The organism is Rhodobacter sp. P2_H5 (assembly GCF_056403335.1).
The window spans coordinates 1-19,685 of sequence record NZ_JBFUFS010000008.1 but is presented as its reverse complement, the minus strand read 5'-3'; the positions used below and the strand labels follow the sequence as shown (position 1 = coordinate 19,685).

Annotated in this window: 14 protein-coding genes; 12 read left to right on the top strand and 2 right to left on the bottom strand. The window is 65.3% G+C overall.

The annotated features are described in order from the left end of the window. Positions 1–2: 2 nt before the first annotated feature. From AC1DVR_RS12490 to AC1DVR_RS12460, 7 genes are all read left to right on the top strand, one after another. On the top strand, positions 3–2,171 hold the full coding sequence (locus tag AC1DVR_RS12490) for an RNA degradosome polyphosphate kinase (RefSeq protein ID WP_478000906.1): 2,169 nt from the start codon (positions 3–5) through the stop codon (positions 2,169–2,171). A gap of 76 nt (positions 2,172–2,247) precedes the next feature. Further along, positions 2,248–3,798 (top strand): Ppx/GppA family phosphatase, encoded by a 1,551-nt coding sequence (locus AC1DVR_RS12485; RefSeq protein ID WP_478000905.1) that lies wholly within the window; start codon positions 2,248–2,250, stop codon positions 3,796–3,798. 13 nt (positions 3,799–3,811) lie between these two features. Next, positions 3,812–4,420 carry a VOC family protein gene (locus AC1DVR_RS12480; RefSeq protein ID WP_478000904.1) on the top strand — a complete coding sequence of 203 codons (609 nt, stop codon included), beginning with the start codon at positions 3,812–3,814 and terminating at the stop codon, positions 4,418–4,420. Positions 4,421–4,431: 11 nt separating this feature from the next. Next, a complete protein-coding gene (locus AC1DVR_RS12475) occupies positions 4,432–4,926 on the top strand; it encodes an N-acetyltransferase family protein (protein ID WP_478001095.1) in 495 nt (164 codons plus the stop codon). A 31-nt stretch (positions 4,927–4,957) separates the two neighbouring features. Next, positions 4,958–5,632, top strand: a complete 675-nt coding sequence (locus tag AC1DVR_RS12470) for a TerB family tellurite resistance protein (RefSeq protein WP_478000903.1) — start codon at positions 4,958–4,960, stop codon at positions 5,630–5,632. Next, positions 5,629–6,675 carry an endonuclease/exonuclease/phosphatase family protein gene (locus tag AC1DVR_RS12465; RefSeq protein WP_478000902.1) on the top strand — a complete coding sequence of 349 codons (1,047 nt, stop codon included), beginning with the start codon at positions 5,629–5,631 and terminating at the stop codon, positions 6,673–6,675. Before AC1DVR_RS12470 ends, AC1DVR_RS12465 begins: the two co-directional genes overlap by 4 nt. Positions 6,676–6,716: 41 nt before the next feature. After that, positions 6,717–7,871 carry a benzoate/H(+) symporter BenE family transporter gene (locus AC1DVR_RS12460; protein WP_478000901.1) on the top strand — a complete coding sequence of 385 codons (1,155 nt, stop codon included), beginning with the start codon at positions 6,717–6,719 and terminating at the stop codon, positions 7,869–7,871. Positions 7,872–7,940: 69 nt separating this feature from the next. Here the strand turns inward: AC1DVR_RS12460 and AC1DVR_RS12455 are convergent, their stop codons facing one another. Next, entirely contained in the window at positions 7,941–10,301 is a 2,361-nt protein-coding gene (locus tag AC1DVR_RS12455) for an ATP-dependent helicase (RefSeq protein WP_478000900.1), read from the bottom strand. Between the two features lie 83 nt (positions 10,302–10,384). Beyond that, on the bottom strand, positions 10,385–10,951 hold the full coding sequence (locus AC1DVR_RS12450) for a MarR family winged helix-turn-helix transcriptional regulator (RefSeq protein ID WP_478000899.1): 567 nt from the start codon (positions 10,949–10,951) through the stop codon (positions 10,385–10,387). A 130-nt stretch (positions 10,952–11,081) separates the two neighbouring features. On the opposite strand from AC1DVR_RS12450, the gene AC1DVR_RS12445 reads away from it, so the two are divergent. The 5 genes from AC1DVR_RS12445 to AC1DVR_RS12425 form a co-directional block, all read left to right on the top strand. Further along, entirely contained in the window at positions 11,082–12,623 is a 1,542-nt protein-coding gene (locus AC1DVR_RS12445) for an MDR family MFS transporter (protein ID WP_478000898.1), read from the top strand. Between the two features lie 84 nt (positions 12,624–12,707). Then, positions 12,708–14,540, top strand: coding sequence for a hypothetical protein (locus AC1DVR_RS12440; RefSeq protein ID WP_478000897.1), 1,833 nt, complete (start codon positions 12,708–12,710; stop codon positions 14,538–14,540). 202 nt (positions 14,541–14,742) lie between these two features. Then, entirely contained in the window at positions 14,743–18,189 is a 3,447-nt protein-coding gene (locus AC1DVR_RS12435; RefSeq protein WP_478000896.1) for a pyruvate carboxylase, read from the top strand. A 17-nt stretch (positions 18,190–18,206) separates the two neighbouring features. Then, positions 18,207–18,779 (top strand): DUF2314 domain-containing protein, encoded by a 573-nt coding sequence (locus AC1DVR_RS12430; RefSeq protein ID WP_478000895.1) that lies wholly within the window; start codon positions 18,207–18,209, stop codon positions 18,777–18,779. A gap of 216 nt (positions 18,780–18,995) precedes the next feature. Continuing rightward, positions 18,996–19,685: IS110 family transposase (locus AC1DVR_RS12425; protein ID WP_478000894.1), on the top strand; the 690-nt coding region annotated here is incomplete at its 3' end.

Sequence of the window (19,685 nt, the reverse complement as noted above, 5' to 3'; positions counted from 1 at the left end):
GCATGACTCAGGCAGATTTCCTCAAGGCCCCGTTTCCCGACGGCGCCAGCTACCCCGCCGCCGAAACCGCTGGCCCGCGCCGTTTTTTCAACCGCGAGCTGTCCTGGCTCGGCTTCAACTGGCGCGTGCTGGACGAGGCCTCGAACCCCGGGGTGCCCTTGCTGGAGCGGCTGCGCTTCCTGTCAATTTCGGCCACCAACCTGGACGAGTTCTACACCGTCCGCGTGGCGGGCCTGCGCGCCCAGGTGCGCAACGGCAATGCCACCCTGTCGGATGATGGCCGCAGCCCGGCCGAGCAGCTGACCCTGATCCACGCCGATGCCCGCCGCCTGATGGCGCTGCAGCAGACCGTCTTCAACAAGCTGAAGAAGGAGATGGAGGCCGAGGGGATCATCATCCTCACCCGCTCCAAGCTGACGGTGCGTGACCTCAAGGTGCTGGAAGAGAACTTCCTGACCAAGGTTTTCCCGGTCCTGTCGCCCTTGGCGATTGACCCGGCCCACCCGTTTCCCTTCATCCCCAACACCGGCTTTTCGCTGGCCTTGGAGCTGGAGCGGGTCAGCGACCGTCGTACCCTGAAGGCGCTTTTGCCGATTCCCCAGCAGATCGCTCGGTTCGTCCCCCTGCCCGGCAAGCCCGGCGAAGCGCGCTTCCTGCCCTTGGAGGAGCTTCTGCTCCTCCACCTCGACATGCTGTTTCCGGGCTACACCGACCGCGGCCATTGCATGTTCCGCGTGCTGCGCGACAGCGACCTGGAGGTCGAGGAGGAATCCGAAGACCTGGTGCGCGAGTTCGAGACCGCGCTGAAGCGCCGGCGCCGGGGCGAGGTGATCCGCCTGAAAATCTCGGCCAACGCGCCCAAGGAATTGCGCGCGCTGATCATGGAGGAGTTGGCCGTCACCCCCGATGAAGTGGTCGAGGCGCGCGGGCTTCTGGGCGTGGCGGATCTGAAACAGCTGGTGCTGTCGTCGCGCCCCGATCTCCTGTGGCCGCCCTTCACGCCGCGCGTGCCCGAACGGGTGCAGGACCACGGTGGTGACATGTTTGCCGCGATCCGCCAGAAGGACATGCTGCTGCATCACCCCTACGAAACTTTCGACATGGTGATCCGCTTCCTGGAACAGGCGGCGCGCGACCCCAATGTGCTGGCGATCAAGCAGACGCTCTACCGGACCAGCCACGACAGCCCGATCGTCTCGGCGCTGTGCGAGGCGGCGGAGAATGGCAAGTCGGTGACCGCCCTTGTCGAGCTGAAGGCCCGCTTTGACGAGGCCGCCAATATCCTGCAAAGCCGCCGTCTGGAACGCGCCGGCGCGCATGTGGTTTACGGCTTCATGCATTTGAAAACCCATGCAAAAATCTCTACCGTGGTGCGGCGCGAGGGCGAGAACCTGGTGACCTACACCCACTACGGCACCGGCAACTATCACCCGATCACGGCGCGGATTTACACCGACCTGAGCTTTTTCACCTGCGACGCGCCCTTGGGCCGCGATGCGACCAAGGTGTTCAATTTCCTGTCGGGTTATGTGCAGCCCGAGGGGCTGGAAAACCTCGCCATCGCGCCGATGACGCTGAAGCTGCGGCTGTTGCAGCTGATCGCCGCAGAGGCCGAACATGCCAAGGCCGGGCGGACGGCGGAGATCTGGATCAAGCTGAACTCGCTGTTCGAGCCGGATGTGATCGACGCGCTTTATGCGGCCTCTCAGGCCGGGGTGAAGATCAGCCTGATCATCCGCGGGATTTGCGGTTTACGGCCCGGAATCAAGGGCTTGTCAGATAATATTCGCGTAAAGTCCGTGGTGGGCCGCTTTCTGGAGCACAGCCGGATCGTCTGCTTTGGTTCGGGTCATGGCCTGCCGTCGAAACAGGCGCGGGTGTTTTTGTCCTCGGCCGACTGGATGGACCGCAACCTGTCGCGAAGGGTCGAAACCCTGGTCGAGATCCACAACCCGACCGTGCGCAGCCAGATCATGGGCCAGATCATGGCCGCAAATCTGGCGGACGAGGCGCAAAGCTGGGTGCTCAGCCCCGATGGCGGCTATGTCCGCGACCTTCCGACCTCGGGCAAGACGCTGTTCAATTGCCATCGCTTCTTCATGGAAAACCCCTCGCTGTCCGGTCGCGGCACAGCCGGGGCAAAAGACGCGCCACGCCTCGCCGGAGACTGATCCGGCCCATCACTGCATTGACCCTGTGCCCGTCCTGCGCCATGCAGAGGGTCAGAAGCCCATCGGGGGAACCGCCATGACTGCCGAAATCATCTCTGCCCCCGCCGCGCCGGATTGGGGCCCCTTCGGGCGGCCCCTGTTCGATGACCCTTCGGTGCGCGCGCTCAGCCGGGTCGGCGTGGTCGATGTCGGCTCGAACTCGGTCCGGATGGTGGTGTTTGATGGCGCCGCCCGCTCGCCGGCGTATTTCTACAACGAAAAGATCATGTGCGGCCTGGGCAAGGGTCTGGCCGAGACCAACCGCCTGAACCCCGAGGGGCGCAAACGCGCGCTGGATGCCTTGAAGCGGTTTTCGCTGCTGGCCAAGGGCATGGGGATCGAAAAGCTGACCGTGGTCGCCACCGCCGCCACCCGCGAGGCCGAGGATGGCCCGGCGTTTCAGGCCGAGGTTCTGGCCCAGACCGGGCTGAAGATCTGGGTGGTGGACGGTGCCGAAGAGGCGCGGCTTTCGGCGCAGGGCGTGCTTCTGGGCTGGCCCGATGCCAAGGGCGTGGTCTGTGACCTCGGCGGCAACTCGATGGAGCTGGCCCAGATTGCCGATGGCAAGGTCGGCCGCCGCGCCACCTCGCCGCTGGGGCCCTTCCGTCTGCAGCAGATCACCGGCGGCCCCAAGGTCAGGGCTGCGCATATCGACAAGATTCTCAAGGACTTGCAGGCCGAAATTCGTTCAAAGGGTGAACGGATCTATCTGGTCGGCGGCTCGTGGCGGGTGATCGCGCGGCTGGATATGGAGCGCAAGAATTACCCGCTGACCGTGCTGCACGAATACCGGATGATGCCCGACAGCCTGCTCGACACGCTGGACTGGATCGAAGCGTCCGACCTTTCGGTTCTGCGCGCCCGCACTGGCACCTCCTCGGAGCGGATGGAACTGGTGCCGCTCGCCTGCGAGGTCTTGCACGAGGTCATCCTGATGCTGCAACCCTCCGAGATCGACGTTTCGGCCTTCGGCATCCGCGAGGGCCTGCTTTACGAGATGATGCCCGAGACCCTGCGCCAACGCGACCCGCTGATCGAGGCGGCCCGGATGAGCGAGATGACCACCTCGCGCATCCCCGGTTCGGGCAAGCTTCTGTACGAATTCCTGCTGCCCCTGTTCCCCAGCGCCGATTTCGAGCGTCAGCGCCTGATGAAGGCGGCATGCCTTCTGCACGACACGACCTGGCGCACCCACCCCGACTACCGGGCCGAGGCCTGTTTTGACAACGCAACCCGCGCCAACCTGGGCGGGCTTGACCATCCGGGCCGGGTCTTCCTCGGGCTGGCGCTGCTGCACCGTTACAAGAACTCGCGCTCGGGCTCGCGGATGGAGCCCCTGTTCAAGCTGCTTGACGATCAGCAGATCCTCGATGCCGAGGTTCTGGGCAAGGCGATGCGCTTTGGCGCGATGTTCTCCGCCGGCGATCCGAGCCAGGCGGGCAGCCTCGACTGGCAGCCCAAGAAGCGCATTCTGGAACTGAAGCTGACGCCCGAGGGCCATGACCTCTTTGGCGAGGTGGCGCAGGCGCGCTTTGCCTCCTTGGCGCAGTCCCTGAAGGCCACCGTCAAGATCGTGCAACCAGACTGATAGCGGAGCGCCCATGCTGACCCTCGACCATATCGCGATTTCGGCGGCGACCCTGCAAGAGGGCGTCGATTGGGTGGAAGCCGCGTTGGGGGTCAAGATGGCCGGGGGCGGCCAGCATCCCCTGATGGGCACCCACAACCGGTTGTTGGGCTTGGGCGACATCTATCTGGAGGTCATCGCGATCGACCCCGAGGGCACGCCGCCGTCGCGGCCGCGCTGGTTCGACCTTGACCGCTTTCGCGGGCCGCCGCGCCTGACGACCTGGATCGTGCGCACCGATGACATGGAGGCCGACCTCGCCACCAGCCCGCCCGGCACCGGCATTCCGACCGCCTTCACCCGCGGCGATTACCGCTGGCAGATGGCCCTGCCCGCCGATGGCATCCTGCCGTTTGACAGCGCGCATCCGGCGTTGATCCAATGGCAAACCCCGCTGCATCCGACGCAAAGCCTGCCCGATTCCGGGCTACGGCTCAAAACCCTGACGGTCACCCATCCGCAGGCCGAGGCTTTGCGCGCCGCAGTCCCTCTGGCCGATGCAAGGGTGCAGTTTGTCCAGGGGCCGGCCAAGGCGCTGTCAGCCACCTTCCATTCACCCAATGGCACACGGAGCCTCGCATGAGCGCCCAAGCCCTGATCCGCCCCGCCATCGTGCTGGATGCCCCCGCCATCGCGGCGATCTGGAACCCCTTCATCCGCGACACCGCCGTCACCTTCAACGCGGTTGAAAAACGGGCCGAGGATGTGGCGGCGCTGATCGTCACGCGCCTCACCGCCGGGCATGGCTTTCTGGTGGCCGCCGATCCCGACGACGGCACCATCCTCGGCTTTGCGACCTACACGCAGTTTCGCAGCGGCATCGGCTATGCCAAAAGCATGGAACACACGATCCTTCTGGCGCCCGCGGCGCATGGCAAGGGTCTGGGCCGCGCCCTGCTGAGCGCCATCGAGAAACACGCCACCGAAGAGGGCGCGCACCAGATCCTCGCCGGGGTCAGCGCCGAAAACCCCGCCGGCATCCGTTTTCATCTGGCAATGGGCTATGTGGAATGCGCACGGATCGCAGCCGCCGGCTATAAATTCGGCCGTTACATGGATCTTGTGCTGTTGCAGAAATTCCTCTCCTGACATGGCCCGCTTCCCACGTTAGGATGACGCCATGTCACTTTGGTCCCGCATCTCGGAAGCTTTGCAGGCCCTTGCCAAAGGCGAGGGGCTTGACACCGTCTTCGAACGTCTCCGCGTCGCCCCGCAACGCTCGGTCGGCTTCACCATCGCGGTGATCGCCCTTGGCGCCAAGATGGCCAAGGCCGATGGCCGCGTCACCCGCGACGAGGTGACGGCCTTCCGCCAGGTCTTCCTGATCCCGAAAGGCGAGGAAGACAGCGCCGCCCGCGTCTTCAACCTGGCCCGGCAGGATGTGGCGGGGTTTGACGTCTATGCCCGCAACATCCGCGCCATGTTCCGCCCCGAGGACCGCGAGGTGATGATCGACCTGATGGAGGGGCTGTTCCACATCGCACTGGCCGATGGCGAATTCCATCCGGCTGAGGAGGAGTTCCTCCACGAGGTGGCCCGCATCTTCGGTCTGGACGAACGCTGCTTCCGCGCCCTGCGCGCCCGCCATGTCAAGGACGACCCCTATGCCGTGCTGGGCCTCGCCCCCGATGCCCCGCTGGACGCGGCGCGCAAGGCCTGGCGCGAGGCCGTCAAAGCCTCGCATCCCGACAGCATGCTGGCGCGCGGAGTTCCGCCCGAGGCCGTCAAGCTGGCCGAGGACCGCCTGCGCGCCGTCAATGCCGCCTGGGAAGAGATCACCCGGAAGGCCGCATGAGCCTGCGCCTCGCCACCTATAACGTCGAATGGATGAACGTGCTGTTCGATGCCCAAGGCCGGCTCGACGCCAGTGCCGAACTGTCGAAGCGCCATGACGTGACCAAGGCCGATCAACTGACCGCGCTTGGCATCGTGTTCACCGCGCTCGACGCCGACGGCGTGATGATCATCGAGGCACCCGACCAGAACGGCCACCGCTCCACCACCCGCGCGCTGGAGGCCTTTGCCGCCCATTTCGGCCTGCGCACCCGCAAGGCGATCATCGGCTTCACCTCGACCACCGAACAGGAGATCGCCTTTCTCTACGACCCCGATGTCCTGACCGTCCGCCATGACCCGCAGGGCGTGCCGGCCCCGTCGCGGGGGGCGCCCCTGCACGGCACCGGCGGGGCGCCGCGCTTTGACACCGGGCTGCGGCAGGATATCGATGCCAACGGGATTGACGAGCTGGTGGTCTTCTCCAAACCCCCGCTGGAGCTGGCGGTGCGGGCGGGCGACCGCAGCCTGCGTCTGATCGGCGTCCATGCCAAATCCAAGGCGCCGCACAGCGTGCAGAACCCCGAGGAGTTCCGCCGCATCTCGATCGAGAACCGCCGCAAGCAGCTGGCCGAATGCCACTGGCTGCGCGCCCGTGCCGAGGATCATCTGGCGCGGCACGAAAGCCTGATCGTGCTGGGCGATTTCAACGACGGCCCGGGGCTGGACCGCTACGAGCGGCTTTTCAACCAATCCGGGGTCGAGGTGATGCTGGGGCTTGGCCTGCCGCGCCCCGAACGGCTTTACGATCCGCATGCCTTCATGGCGCTGAACCAGCGCGCCGGCCTGTCGCCCACCACGGCCCGCTTCTGGTCGCCACCGCAGAAATGCTATTTCGAGGCGCTTCTGGATTACATCATGGTCTCGGCCGATCTGTACAACGCGCACCCGGCCTGGCGGATCTGGCACCCGTTCAACGACCCGCGGATCCAGAAAGTGCCCGAGCTGAGTGCGGCGATCCTGACCGCTTCAGACCATTTCCCGGTGACAATCGACTTGCCCTAGGGGGAAGCCGCCCCGATAAAGGATCAAAACCCGGGGGCAAGATGCGGATCTCGATGATTTCGGCGGCTTTGGTCGCAGCCCTGGTGGGCTATGGCAGCACGATCGCCCTGGTGCTGGCGGCGGCTCATGCGGTGGGCGCTTCGCCAGAACAGACCGCAAGCTGGGTCCTCGCGATCTGCCTCGGCAAGGCACTGGGCTCCGCCGTCCTGTCCTTTACCACCAAAGTGCCCGTGGTTCTGGCCTGGTCAACGCCCGGCGCGGCCTTGATCGCCGCCACGCAAGGCGTGACCATGGCCGAGGCGGTCGGCGCCTTCCTGCTGGCCGGTGTGCTGATCGCGCTGACCGGGGCGATCCGTCCCTTGGGCAAAGTCGTGGCGATGATCCCCGATGCAATCGCGGCGGCAATGCTTGCGGGCGTGCTTTTGCCGTTCTGCCTCAAGGGCATGGCCGCAACCGGTCTTCTGGGGCCGGCAGCTTTGGCGATGGGGGCGGTCTTTGCCCTCGTCCGCCTGGCCAACCCGGCGCTGGCGGTGCTCGCAGCCCTGGCGGCCGGCCTCGTCGCGGCCTTCGGCCCCGGCGGCGTGGCCTTTCCGGCCCTCACCCTGCCCATCCCGGCCCTGACCTTCATCGCGCCGGAGTTCCGCCCCGATGTGCTCGTGGGCCTCGGCCTGCCGCTTTACCTTGTCACCATGGCAAGCCAGAACCTGCCGGGCTTTGCCACCTTGCGCGCCGCGAGCTACCCGCCGCCGGTGGCACCGGCCCTGATGACCACCGGCGCCATCTCGGCCGTCACCGCGCTTTTCGGCGCCCATACCGTCAGCATGGCTGCCATCACTGCTGCGATCTGCCTCGGCGATGACGTCCACCCCGACCGCAGCCAGCGCTGGAAAGTGGGTCTCGCCTATGCCGGCTTCTGGCTGCTTCTGGGCCTCGCCGGCCCCGTCCTCGTGACGCTCCTGCAAGCCATGCCGCCGCAGATCCTGACGCTGCTGGTGGGCCTCGCCCTCCTCGGCCCGCTGACCGGCGCCCTGGCCGGCGCCTACACCGCCCCCGCCAGCCGCTTCGCCGCCAGCATCACCCTGACCGTCACCGCCTCCGGCCTCGCCCTCTTCGGCGTCGGCGCCGCCTTCTGGGGTCTCCTCGCCGGCCTCGCCATGCTGGCGCTGGAGGCTACAGCCAAACGCCTGCGCCCCTGACCCCTTTCATTGGTCCATAAATATCCCGGGGGGGGTGCGGGGGGCTGGCCCCCCGCTCCTGCCGCCAATTCAGAACGGCACGTCAGACACCTGGTGCGCCGGGATCACCCAACGCGCCACGATCTTCTTCGACCCGGCATGGTCGAACTCGATGTCAAGCTTGTCGCCCTCCACCGCCATGACCTCGCCATAGCCGAACTTCTGGTGGAACACCCGGTCGCCAATCCCGTAAGGGCTGATCGCCTCGGCATCGATGATGATATGGCGCGCCTCCGAGGGCTGGCTGACCGGGCGCTGGCTGCTGCGTTCGGTCATCCGCTTCCAGCCGGGCGAGTTATAGACATCCGCCTTTGTCGCACGCTGATCGATGGTGGAGTTATAGCTGACCGCCGCCGCGCCAAAACCGCCGCCATAAAGCCCGGGCGGGGTCAGCACCGTCACATGCTCGGCGGGCAGTTCGTCAATGAAGCGGCTGGGCATCTGGCTTTGCCACTGGCCATAGACCCTGCGGTTCGAGGCGAAAGAGATGGTGCACAGCTCCTCCGCCCGCGTGATGCCGACGTAAGCCAGCCTGCGCTCCTCCTCCAACCCTTTCTTGCCGCTCTCGTCCATGCTGCGCTGACTGGGAAACAGCCCATCCTCCCAGCCCGGCAGGAAGACGGCGGGAAACTCCAGCCCCTTGGCGGCGTGCAGCGTCATGATGGAGACCTTCTCCGAGGCCTCCTCGGTCTCGTTGTCCATGATCAGTGAGACGTGTTCGAGAAAGCCCTGCAGATTTTCGAACTGCTCCAGGGCCTTGACCAGTTCTTTCAGGTTCTCCAGCCGCCCCGGCCCCTCGGGCGTCTTGTCGTTCTGCCACATGGCAGTATAGCCGGAATCATCCAGGATCGCCTCTGCCAGTTCGATATGGTTCTGCCCACGCTGGATGGCGTCGTGCCAGCGGTCGACATTCTCGACAAAGCCGCGCAGTTGCGCGCCACCCTTGCCGCCGATCATGCCCTGCGCCACGGCCTGCCGGGCACCGTCGAGCAAGGACACCTCGGTCCCGCGCGCCGCGCGCTGGATATCGGCCTGCGCCTTGTCGCCCAGACCGCGCTTGGGCACATTGATCACCCTCTCGAAGGCCAGATCATCGGCGGGCGACACCGCCAGCCGGAAATAGGCCATCGCATCGCGGATTTCCTGGCGTTCATAGAACCGCGGGCCACCGATCACCCGGTAGGGCATGCCGATGGTCAGAAAGCGGTCTTCGAAGGCGCGCATCTGGTGGCTGGCGCGGACAAGGATCGCCATGTCATCCAGCGTCAAGGCCCTTATGCCGCGTGCGCCGCGTTGCAGCGCCTCGACCTCTTCGCCGATCCAGCGCGCCTCTTCCTCGCCATCCCAATGGCCGATCAGGCGGACCTTCTGGCCCTCGGTCTCCTCTGTCCAGAGCGTCTTGCCCAGACGCCCGGCATTGGCCTTGATCACCCCCGAGGCGGCGGCGAGGATATGCGGGGTGGAGCGGTAATTCTGTTCCAGCCGCACCACCTTGGCGCCGGGAAAGTCGGTCTCGAAGCGCAGGATGTTGCCGACCTCGGCGCCGCGCCAGCCATAGATCGACTGGTCGTCGTCGCCCACACAACAGATGTTGCGATGGCCCTGCGCCAGCAGCCGCAGCCAGAGGTATTGGGCGACGTTGGTATCCTGATACTCGTCGACCAGGATGTATTTGAACCAGCGTTGATACTGTTGCAGCACATCCGGGTAGGTCTGGAAGATCGTCACGCAATGCAGCAGAAGGTCGCCAAAATCGGTGGCGTTGAGGGTCTTCAGACGCTCTTGATAGGCCTCGTAAAGCTCGGTGCCGCGGTTGTTGTAGGCCGAAGCCTCGGAGGTGGGTACCCGGTTGGGCAGCAAAGCGCGGTTCTTCCAGCCGTCGATCAGGCTGGCGAGCAGCCGGGCCGGCCAGCGTTTCTCGTCGATATTGGCGGCGGCGATCAGCTGTTTCAGCAGGCGGATCTGATCGTCGGTGTCGAGGATGGTGAAGTTCGACTTCAGCCCGACCAGTTCGGCATGACGCCGCAGGATCTTGACCGAAAGCGAGTGGAAGGTGCCCATCCAGGCGATGCCCTCGGCCGTCTCGCCCAGGATGCGTCCGATCCGCAGCTTCATCTCGCGGGCGGCCTTGTTGGTGAAGGTGACCGAGAGGATCTCGTTCGGGCGGGCCTTGCCCATCGCCAGCAGATGCACGATCCGCGCGATCAGCGCCTTGGTCTTGCCGGTGCCGGCGCCGGCCAGCATCAGGACCGGACCATCCAGCGCCTCGACCGCTTCGCGTTGCGCGGGGTTGAGGTCGTCGAGATAGGGCGCGGGCCGCGCGGCCAGGGCACGGCGCGACAGGGGGATCATGTCATTGGTGAGGTCGGAGGGGGTGGCAGACTCGCTCATCCCGCAAATCTAGCGCCGAAGGGCCCGAAGGGGAAGCGCCGTTCTTGGAATGTTCAGGCTGCGCAGGCCATTTGACGGCAATCTTAGCCGCGTTCCGGGCCGCGCGCCGGGTAAAGATCGTGCATGCCCTCGATATAGCGGCCGTAAAGCCGGGTGAAGGTCAGGATGTCTTCCTCGGGCCAGGTGGCGAAGAGCCGCATGGTGCGCTGCCATTTCGCCTGCAAAAAGCTGTCGAGCAGGGCCCAGGCCGCCTCGGTCGGCACCAGGACCGAGCGGCGGCCGTCCTCCTGACTGACCGAGCGTTCGACGAGGCCACGTTCGACCAGATCGGCGGCGATCCGGCTGGCGCGCGAGGGGTCGAGCGCCAGTTCCTCGGCCAGAAGGCCCACGGTCGCCTCTTGCGCGGGGCGCCCGTCGCCGCCCCAGATCCGCATGATCGCCGACAGGGCGTGGAACTGCGTCACCTCCAGCCCGGCGCCGATCTCGGCCATCAGGCTTTGCGGCACATCGCCCTTCATCACCCGGCGCACATTGCGGAAGTGGTCGGCGTCAAAGGCCAGCAGCGCCTGCGCCGCAGCCTCGGAAAAGCCTGCGACTTGCAGCCGGGATTTGATATGGTCGTTCAGACGGCGGGGCGCTTTGGTGGGCATGCGCGGGATATGGCCGCAAACCCTGCACAAGTCAATAAGATGCCATTGGCATTTACATGCTAATGACATACAAACCACCGATAGTCCGGTTTGAAAATAGTCTTGCCGCTTTGCACGCCAGAAAGATGCCATGTCAGAACCCATTGCGCAGCCGACCTCCGCCACGGGCCACACCCCTGCCCCCAATCCGAATGAGACGGGCTCCCTGCGGCTGGTGATCCTGTCGATCGGGCTTCTGCTTTTGCTGGCTTCGCTGGACCAGAGCATCGTCTCGACCGCGCTGCCGACCATCGTGGCCGATCTGGGCGGGCTGGAGCATCTGAGCTGGGTGGTGACGGCCTATATCCTGACCTCGACCATCGTGGCGCCGCTTTACGGCAAGCTCGGCGACCTTTACGGGCGGCGCAACACGATCTTCGTCTCGGTGGCKATTTTCCTTGTGGGTTCCGCGCTTTGCGGGTTTGCCACCTCGATGACCTTCCTGATCATCGCCCGCGCCATTCAGGGTCTGGGCGGCGGCGGCCTTTTCGTGCTGGCGCTGTCGGTGGTGGGCGATGCGGTGCCCGCCAAGGACCGCGGCAAGATCCAGGGCGTCTTTGCGGCGGTGTTCTCGGTCTCTTCGGTGCTTGGGCCGCTGGCCGGCGGCTGGCTGTCGGAGAATGCCAACTGGCACTGGATCTTCTTCATCAACATCCCCCTGGGTCTGGTGGCGCTGGTGGGCTTTGCGGCCTCGTTCAAGCCGCGCGGCACGCGGACCAGCCACAAGATCGACTGGTGGGGCGCCCTCACCCTGTCGGCGAGCCTGGCCGCGCTGACCCTGCTGACCAGCCTCGGCGGGCGCAGCTTTGACTGGGTGTCGGTCACCTCGGCGGTGCTGGCGGTGGTCACGATTTGCGGATTTGTGGCCTTCGTTCAGATCGAGAACCGCGCCGCCGAGCCGATCCTCCCGATGTGGCTGTTCAAGATGAACGTGTTCTGGGTGACCTCGGTCGTCGGCTTCATCGTGGGAGCGGCGATGTTTAGCTTGATCACCTTCCTGCCGATCTACCTGCAGATCGCCAAGGGGGCCACGCCGACCGGATCCGGGCTGCAGTTGATCCCGCTGACGGTGGGGATCCTCGTCGCCTCGACCATCGCCGGGCAATTCATGGGGCGGACCGGGCGCTATCTGATCCTGCCCAAGATCGGCATGGCCTGCCTCACGCTGGGTCTTCTGGCCCTGACCCAGCTGACGCAGGGTTCAGGCATCGTCTATTTCAGCATCGCCTTGCTGCTGGCAGGGCTTGGCATGGGCTGCATCTTCCCGGTCGTCACCACCGCCGTGCAGAACGCCGTGCCGCGCCACACGCTGGGCACCGCCACCGCCGCGGGCATCCTGTTGCGCCAGACCGGAGGCGCCCTGGGCGTCGCGGCCTTTGGCGCGCTGTTTTCCGCGCGCCTGATCGGAGGCCTTGGCGATGCCGCCGCAGGCCTGAACGGGGGCGGAGATCTTGGGCCGCAGACCATGGCCAAGCTCTCGCCCCAGTTGCAGGCCACCGTGGCCGTCGCCGTGGTCGATGCGATCCACCCGATCTACTGGATCGCCGCCGGCATGGCGCTTTTCGGTCTGGCCTTCGCCTTCCTGCTGGAGGAAGTGCCGCTGGTCAACCGCGTGGTGCCCAAGGGCGAATAAACGGGCGCCCAAGCCGCAGATTGTCAGGCGGCGCCCACAGATTTAGCGTGGCGTCATATTGCCTGATTCTGCGGAGATTTCCCGATGACCACTTATATTGTCACGCCGACCAATTCCATCGTTGCCCCCTCGGGCCCCGGCAAGCTTCTGTCCTGGGGCGATACGCTGAACATCCTGAGCGGCGGCTATGTCATCGCCTCGGTCTTCGATTACGGGATCAACAGCACCAATTCCTCGCTGATGCCAATCAACATCACCGTCGATGGCACAGTCTGGGGCGAGCGGGGCGGGATCCGCCTTTATGACGGGGTCTTTGCTACGGCGAGCATCACAGTCGGCGCCTCGGGCGTGGTCGGATCGACGGGAGCGGCGATCCTGGGGGATGCGGCGCTGGCGGGGATGGAGCTTTCGATCTTCAACGCCGGGCGGATCTCCTCCTCGGGCGTACAGACGACGGATGAGACGATACAGGTGCTGAACGCCAGTCTGAACCTGGTCAACACCGGCACGATTGTTTCGCTTGCCGGCGACGCGGTCCAAACGGCGGGCGGCTCCACCCTTGCCCATGTACAGAATTTGGGCGAGATCGACGGCAACGTGTGGCTCTTCGGCAATACCGCCACCGATGTCCTGGTGCGCAACAGCGGGCTGATCACCGGGACCGTCACTGCAGGCCATGCCTATGGCGCGCTTTACAACAGCGGGACAATCCTCGGCTCGGTCACGGTCACGACGGTGCAGGGCGCGGGCTTTGGCCTCTGGCTCGCGGGGGGCCATGTGGCGGGGTCGGTGAGCCTGAACGCCGCGGGCGCCTCGGCACTGGATCTGACCGGGGCCACGGTCGATGGCCAGGTTTCGATCATCACCGCGTCGGATGTGACCTATCTGGGCTTTGCCGGGGCGCATATCGGCCAGGCGCTGGAGCTGGGCGATGCCGCAAAGACGGTGGATCTGTCGGGCGTAACTGTGGGCGGCACCTTCTATTCCGGCGCGGGGAGCGACGTCCTGACCCTGCACAGCGGGCTGGTTGTCGGCTCGTTTGCCACCGGCAACGGCGATGACGTGCTGGACATGGTGGGCGGCCAGATCAACGGGCTGATCCTGACCGGCTATGGCGATGACAGCGTGACGAGCGGCGATTTCGCCGAGAACCTGCTCGACAGCTTCGGTGACGATTCCTACGAACTGGGCGGCGGCAACGACACCTACCGGCTGGGCGGCTCGGAGGGTGACGGCAACGACACGGCCGATGGCGGCGCCGGGATCGACACGCTGAACCTGACGGAAGTCTCGGTCGGCTACGACTTTTACGACGCCACCACCGGCGGGGTCTATGTCAACCTTGACGAGAGTGTTTTGCGCGGGGCGCCGGGCAATGCGGCCAATCTCTTCGGCTTTGACGTGATCACCAATTTCGAAAACGTCACCGGCGGCGATTTCGCCGACCAGATCACCGGCAGCGTCGCGGCGAACCGGCTGCTTGGCGGGTCAGGAGATGACGTGCTGACCGGCCTCGCCGGCAACGACAGCCTGCGCGGCGGTCAGGGCGACGACACGCTTCAGGGTGACAAGGGCCGCGATCTGTTGACCGGTGGGCTTGGCGCCGATCTATTCGTCTTCGCCGCCGCCACCGACAGCGGGGTGACCCGCACCACCCGCGATGTGATTCTGGACTTCACCCCGGGCAGCGACCAGATCTCCCTCGCGGCCATTGACGCGCAGACCGCAGCATCGGACCTCCAGCATTTCACCTTTGCCGGGCAGACTGCCGTGTCGGGCCCTGGCACGATCCGCTATGTTTATGATCATGGCGACACGCTGGTCCTGGCCAATACCGGGGGCAATAACGCAGCAGAATTCAGCATTTTGCTGGCCGGAACCCTGGTTTTGACCGCCGACGACTTCATTTTGGCCTGAGAACACGCGCCCCGCACCAAGCGGGGCCATGCTTCCCGCCAGTCCAACACCCGCGCAAAACTTGGGCAGCCCGTGCCGGATTGCGGAAATCTTGCGCGTAACGTCGTAAACCCCCCTTGTGCTGCGCCGCAGCAGACATAGGATGCTTGGGCAATCCTGCGACTTTGAACCGCAGGGGCCACGGGGCTGGACAGAGGGCGCAATGACCGAATTCAAGAAAATCCTGATCGCCAACCGCGGCGAAATCGCCATTCGCGTGATGCGCGCCGCCAACGAATTGGGCAAGAAGACGGTCGCCGTCTATGCCGAGGAAGATAAGCTGTCGCTGCACCGGTTCAAGGCCGACGAGGCCTATTTGATCGGCGTCGGCCTGTCGCCCGTGGGCGCCTATCTCTCGATCCCCGAGATCATCCGCGTCGCCAAGGAATCCGGCGCCGATGCGATCCACCCCGGCTATGGCCTCCTGTCGGAAAACCCCGATCTGGTCGATGCCTGCGACCAGAACGGCATCACCTTCATCGGCCCCAAGGCCGAAACCATGCGCGCGCTTGGCGACAAGGCCTCGGCCCGCCGGGTTGCCATGGCTGCTGGCGTGCCAGTCATTCCGGCGACCGAAGTGCTGGGCAATGACTTTGCCGCGATCAAGAAAGAAGCGGCTGAGGTCGGCTATCCCCTGATGCTCAAAGCCTCCTGGGGCGGCGGCGGGCGCGGGATGCGCCCGATCAACGGGCCGGAAGAGCTGGAGGCCAAGGTGCTGGAGGGCCGGCGCGAGGCCGAGGCCGCCTTTGGCAATGGCGAGGGTTATCTGGAAAAGATGATCATCCGCGCCCGCCACGTCGAGGTGCAGATCCTCGGCGACAAGATGGGCAACATCTATCACCTCTACGAGCGCGACTGCACCGTGCAGCGCCGCAACCAGAAGGTCGTCGAACGCGCCCCCGCGCCTTACCTGACCGAAGCGCAACGCGCGGAGGTCTGCGACCTGGGCCGCCGCATCTGCGCCCATGTCGGCTATGAATGCGCCGGCACCGTCGAATTCCTGATGGATATGGACAGCCAGAAGTTCTACTTCATCGAGGTCAATCCGCGGGTTCAGGTCGAACACACCGTGACCGAACAGGTCACCGGCATCGACATCGTGCAGGCCCAGATCAAGATCGCCGAGGGCAAGACCCTGGCCGAAGCGACCGGCGTCGCCTCCCAGGCCGAGGTGCGGCTGAACGGCCATGCCCTGCAATGCCGGATCACGACTGAGGACCCGCAGAACAATTTCATTCCCGACTATGGCCGCCTGACCGCCTACCGTTCGGCCACCGGCAACGGCATCCGTCTGGATGGTGGCACGGCCTATGCCGGTTCGGTCATCACCCGCTATTACGACTCGCTGCTGGTCAAGGTCACCGCCTGGGCCCAGACGCCCGAAGCCTCGATCGTCCGGATGGACCGCGCCTTGCGCGAATTCCGCATCCGCGGGGTCAGCACGAACATCGAATTCGTGATCAACCTGCTGAAACACCCGACCTTCCTCGACTACACCTATACCACCAAGTTCATCGACACGACGCCCGAGCTCTTCACCTTCAAGAAGCGGCAGGACCGGGCGACCAAGATCCTGACCTATATCGCCGATATCACGGTGAACGGTCACCCCGAGACGGCGGGCCGCCCGAAACCCCATGCCGAGGCGAGGAAACCCCGTCCGCCGAAGCCCCGTGCCGGCGCCGAGGCGCTGATGGGCACCCGCAACCTGTTGGAACAGCAGGGTCCGCAGGCCGTGGCCGACTGGATGCTGAAGCAGAAGAAGGTGCTGATCACCGACACCACGATGCGCGACGGCCACCAGTCCTTGCTCGCGACCCGGATGCGCTCCTTCGACATGATCCGCGTCGCACCGACCTATGCGGCCAACCTGAGCCAGCTCTTCTCGGTCGAGTGCTGGGGGGGGGCGACCTTCGACGTGGCCTACCGCTTCCTGCAGGAATGCCCCTGGCAGCGCCTGCGCGATCTGCGCGCCCAGATGCCGAACCTGATGACCCAGATGCTGCTGCGCGCCTCGAACGGGGTGGGCTATACCAACTACCCCGACAACGTGGTGCAAAGCTTTGTCAAACAGGCGGCGTCTTCGGGCGTCGATGTGTTCCGCGTCTTCGACAGCCTGAACTGGGTCGAAAACATGCGCGTCGCGATGGATGCGGTGTTGGAGGCCAACAAGGTCTGCGAAGGCTCGCTCTGCTATACCGGCGACATGCTGGACCCGAACCGGGCGAAGTATAACCTGAAATACTATGTCGATCTGGCGAAAGAGCTGAAGGCCGCCGGCGCCCATGTGCTGGGCCTGAAGGACATGGCGGGCCTGTTGAAACCCGCCGCCGCCCGTCAGCTGGTGAAAACCCTGAAGCAAGAGGTCGGCCTGCCGGTCCACTTCCACACCCATGACACCTCGGGCGCTGCCGCGGCGACGATCCTCGCCGCCTGCGATGCCGGGGTGGATGCGGTCGATGCGGCGATGGACGCGTTTTCGGGCGGCACCTCGCAGCCCTGCCTGGGCTCGATTGTCGAGGCCCTGCGCCATACCGACCGCGACACCGGGCTTGATATCTCGGCCATCCGCGAGATTTCCAACTATTGGGAGGCGGTGCGCGGCCAATATGCGGCCTTTGAATCCGGCCTCCCCGCCCCGGCCTCGGAAGTCTATCTGCACGAGATGCCCGGCGGCCAGTTCACCAACCTCAAGGCGCAGGCGCGCTCGCTGGGGCTGGAGGAACGCTGGCACGAGGTGGCGCAGGCCTATGCCGATGCCAACCAGATGTTCGGCGATATCGTGAAGGTCACGCCTTCTTCGAAGGTCGTGGGTGACATGGCCCTGATGATGGTGGCGCAGAACCTCACCCGCGCCCAGGTCGAGGACCCCGCCGTCGATGTGGCCTTCCCGGAATCGGTGGTCGACATGCTCAAGGGCAACATCGGCCTGCCCTATGGCGGCTGGCCGGAAGGCATCCAGAAGAAGGTCCTGAAAGGCGAGGCGCCCTTGAACGAGCGCCCTGGCAAGAGCCTGCCCCCCGTTGACATCGAGGCGACGCGGGCCAAGCTGGAAAGCGATCTGGACGGCTACAAGATCGACGACGAGGATCTGAACGGGTATCTCATGTATCCCAAGGTCTTCCTCGACTACCTCGGCCGTCACCGCGCCTATGGCCCGGTGCGGGTCCTGCCGACCAAGGCCTTCTTCTACGGGATGGAGCCGGGCGAGGAAATCTCGGCTGAGATCGACCCCGGCAAGACGCTGGAGATCCGCCTGCAAGCCGTGGGCGAGACCACCGACGACGGCGATGTCCGGGTGTTCTTTGAACTCAACGGCCAACCCCGCGTGATCCGCGTCCCCAACCGCGCGATCAAGAGCAAGACCGCCGCCAAGCCGAAAGCGGTGGAGGGCAATCCCGCCCATGTCGGCGCCCCGATGCCCGGCTCGATCGCGTCTGTCGGCGTTGTGGCCGGTCAGAAGGTCAATGCCGGCGACCTTATGCTGACGATCGAAGCGATGAAGATGGAAACCGGCATCCATGCCGAAAAGGCTGGCGTCATCAAGGCCGTCCATGTCCATCCCGGCGCCCAGATCGAAGCCAAGGACCTGCTCATCGAGTTCGAATGAGCAGGCTGCGGCCAAGCGTGGGATACAGCCTGGCGCTCGCCCTTCTGGCGGGCCCAGTATGGTCTGACGGTCTGGTGCATATGGTCCAGAAATCCGACCCGGCGATGGCCGCGGCTGTCGCCGAGGCGCGGGGGACGCTTGGCCTGCTTCTGGCCCATGCGTTGGACGACGAGGGCTACAGCCTGCCTCCCGCCGTGATCAAGGTGGGCATTCCGAGCCCTGACACCGGCCAGATGGATGAATTCATGTGGCTGGCCCCCTTCCAGTGCCTGCCCGACGGCACGTTGCGCGGCATCTCGCTGGACGATGGCAGCATCGTGACCTCGCTCAAAGCGGGAGACCGGGTCGATTTCACCATGGCGCAGGTGATCGACTGGAGCTGGATGTTCGACCAGCCCCAGATCTGGGGCGATTACACCACCCGCGTCATTGCCGCCGAAGAGGGGCTTGATCCGATGGATCTGTACGGCAAGCCCTGGGCAGTGGATCCGGTTCCGCCCGCCTGGCGCGGAAAGGCGACCCATCGGGACAGCGGCATCCCCGCGGGGATGGTCCTGCCCAAATCCTGCGTACTGACGCCCGCGAGTTAAGCCCCGCCGTGGAACCTTTCGAAGATGGGCAGATTGCCCATCCTTGTCTCTTGGCGATCTGCGACAATGGAGGTTGCAGACGAGACCCCGTTCCATCCTTGGGTGCATGAGCCCGTCCGGTAGCTTGGGGCTCGTCTGCGTCTTCGCGTTCAAACCTGAACAGTTGCCGGGGGTGCTGCGCCAACAGACGACCCCGCAGATCAAGGACAGGCCGCCATGACTTTGCCACGGGATTTCATCGGTGTCGACGTTTCGAAGGATTGGCTCGACACCTTCTCGCTCAGCTCCGGTCGGCGTGACCGGATTGCCAATACAGAACAGGACCTTGCCCGCTTCGCCCGCCAGGCCGCGGGCTGTTTTGTCGTCTTTGAGGCGTCAGGCGGCTACGAGCGCGCTTTGACCGCGGCGCTCGTCAAGGCGGCGGTCGTGCACGCGCGTGTCAATCCGCGCCAGGCCAGGGAATTCGCGCGGGCAACCGGGCGGCTGGCCAAGACGGACCGGGTCGATGCGGAGATCCTTGCCCTGATGGGCCGGGCTCTGGAGTTGAAACCGACACCGCCCGAGGACAAGGATCGCGCCCGGCTCGCGGAACTGGTGGCGCGCCGGGACGATCTGATCGGCATGATCGGGCGGGAAAAGAACCGCACGCACATGGCGTGCGATCCCTGGATCTCGTCAGAAATTGCGATGCTTCTCAACGTCTTGGCAAAGCATCTTGCCGATGTGGAGGGCGCAATCGCCGCCCTGATCGAAAGCCGGGACGCCCTGGCCAGCGCCAGCCGCCGTTTGCGATCGGCCCCCGGGATCGGACCTGTACTGGCCGCCGTGATCCTCGCCCGCCTGCCAGAGCTTGGACAGCTCGATCACCGGCGCATCGCGGCCCTGGCCGGGATGGCACCCCACGCC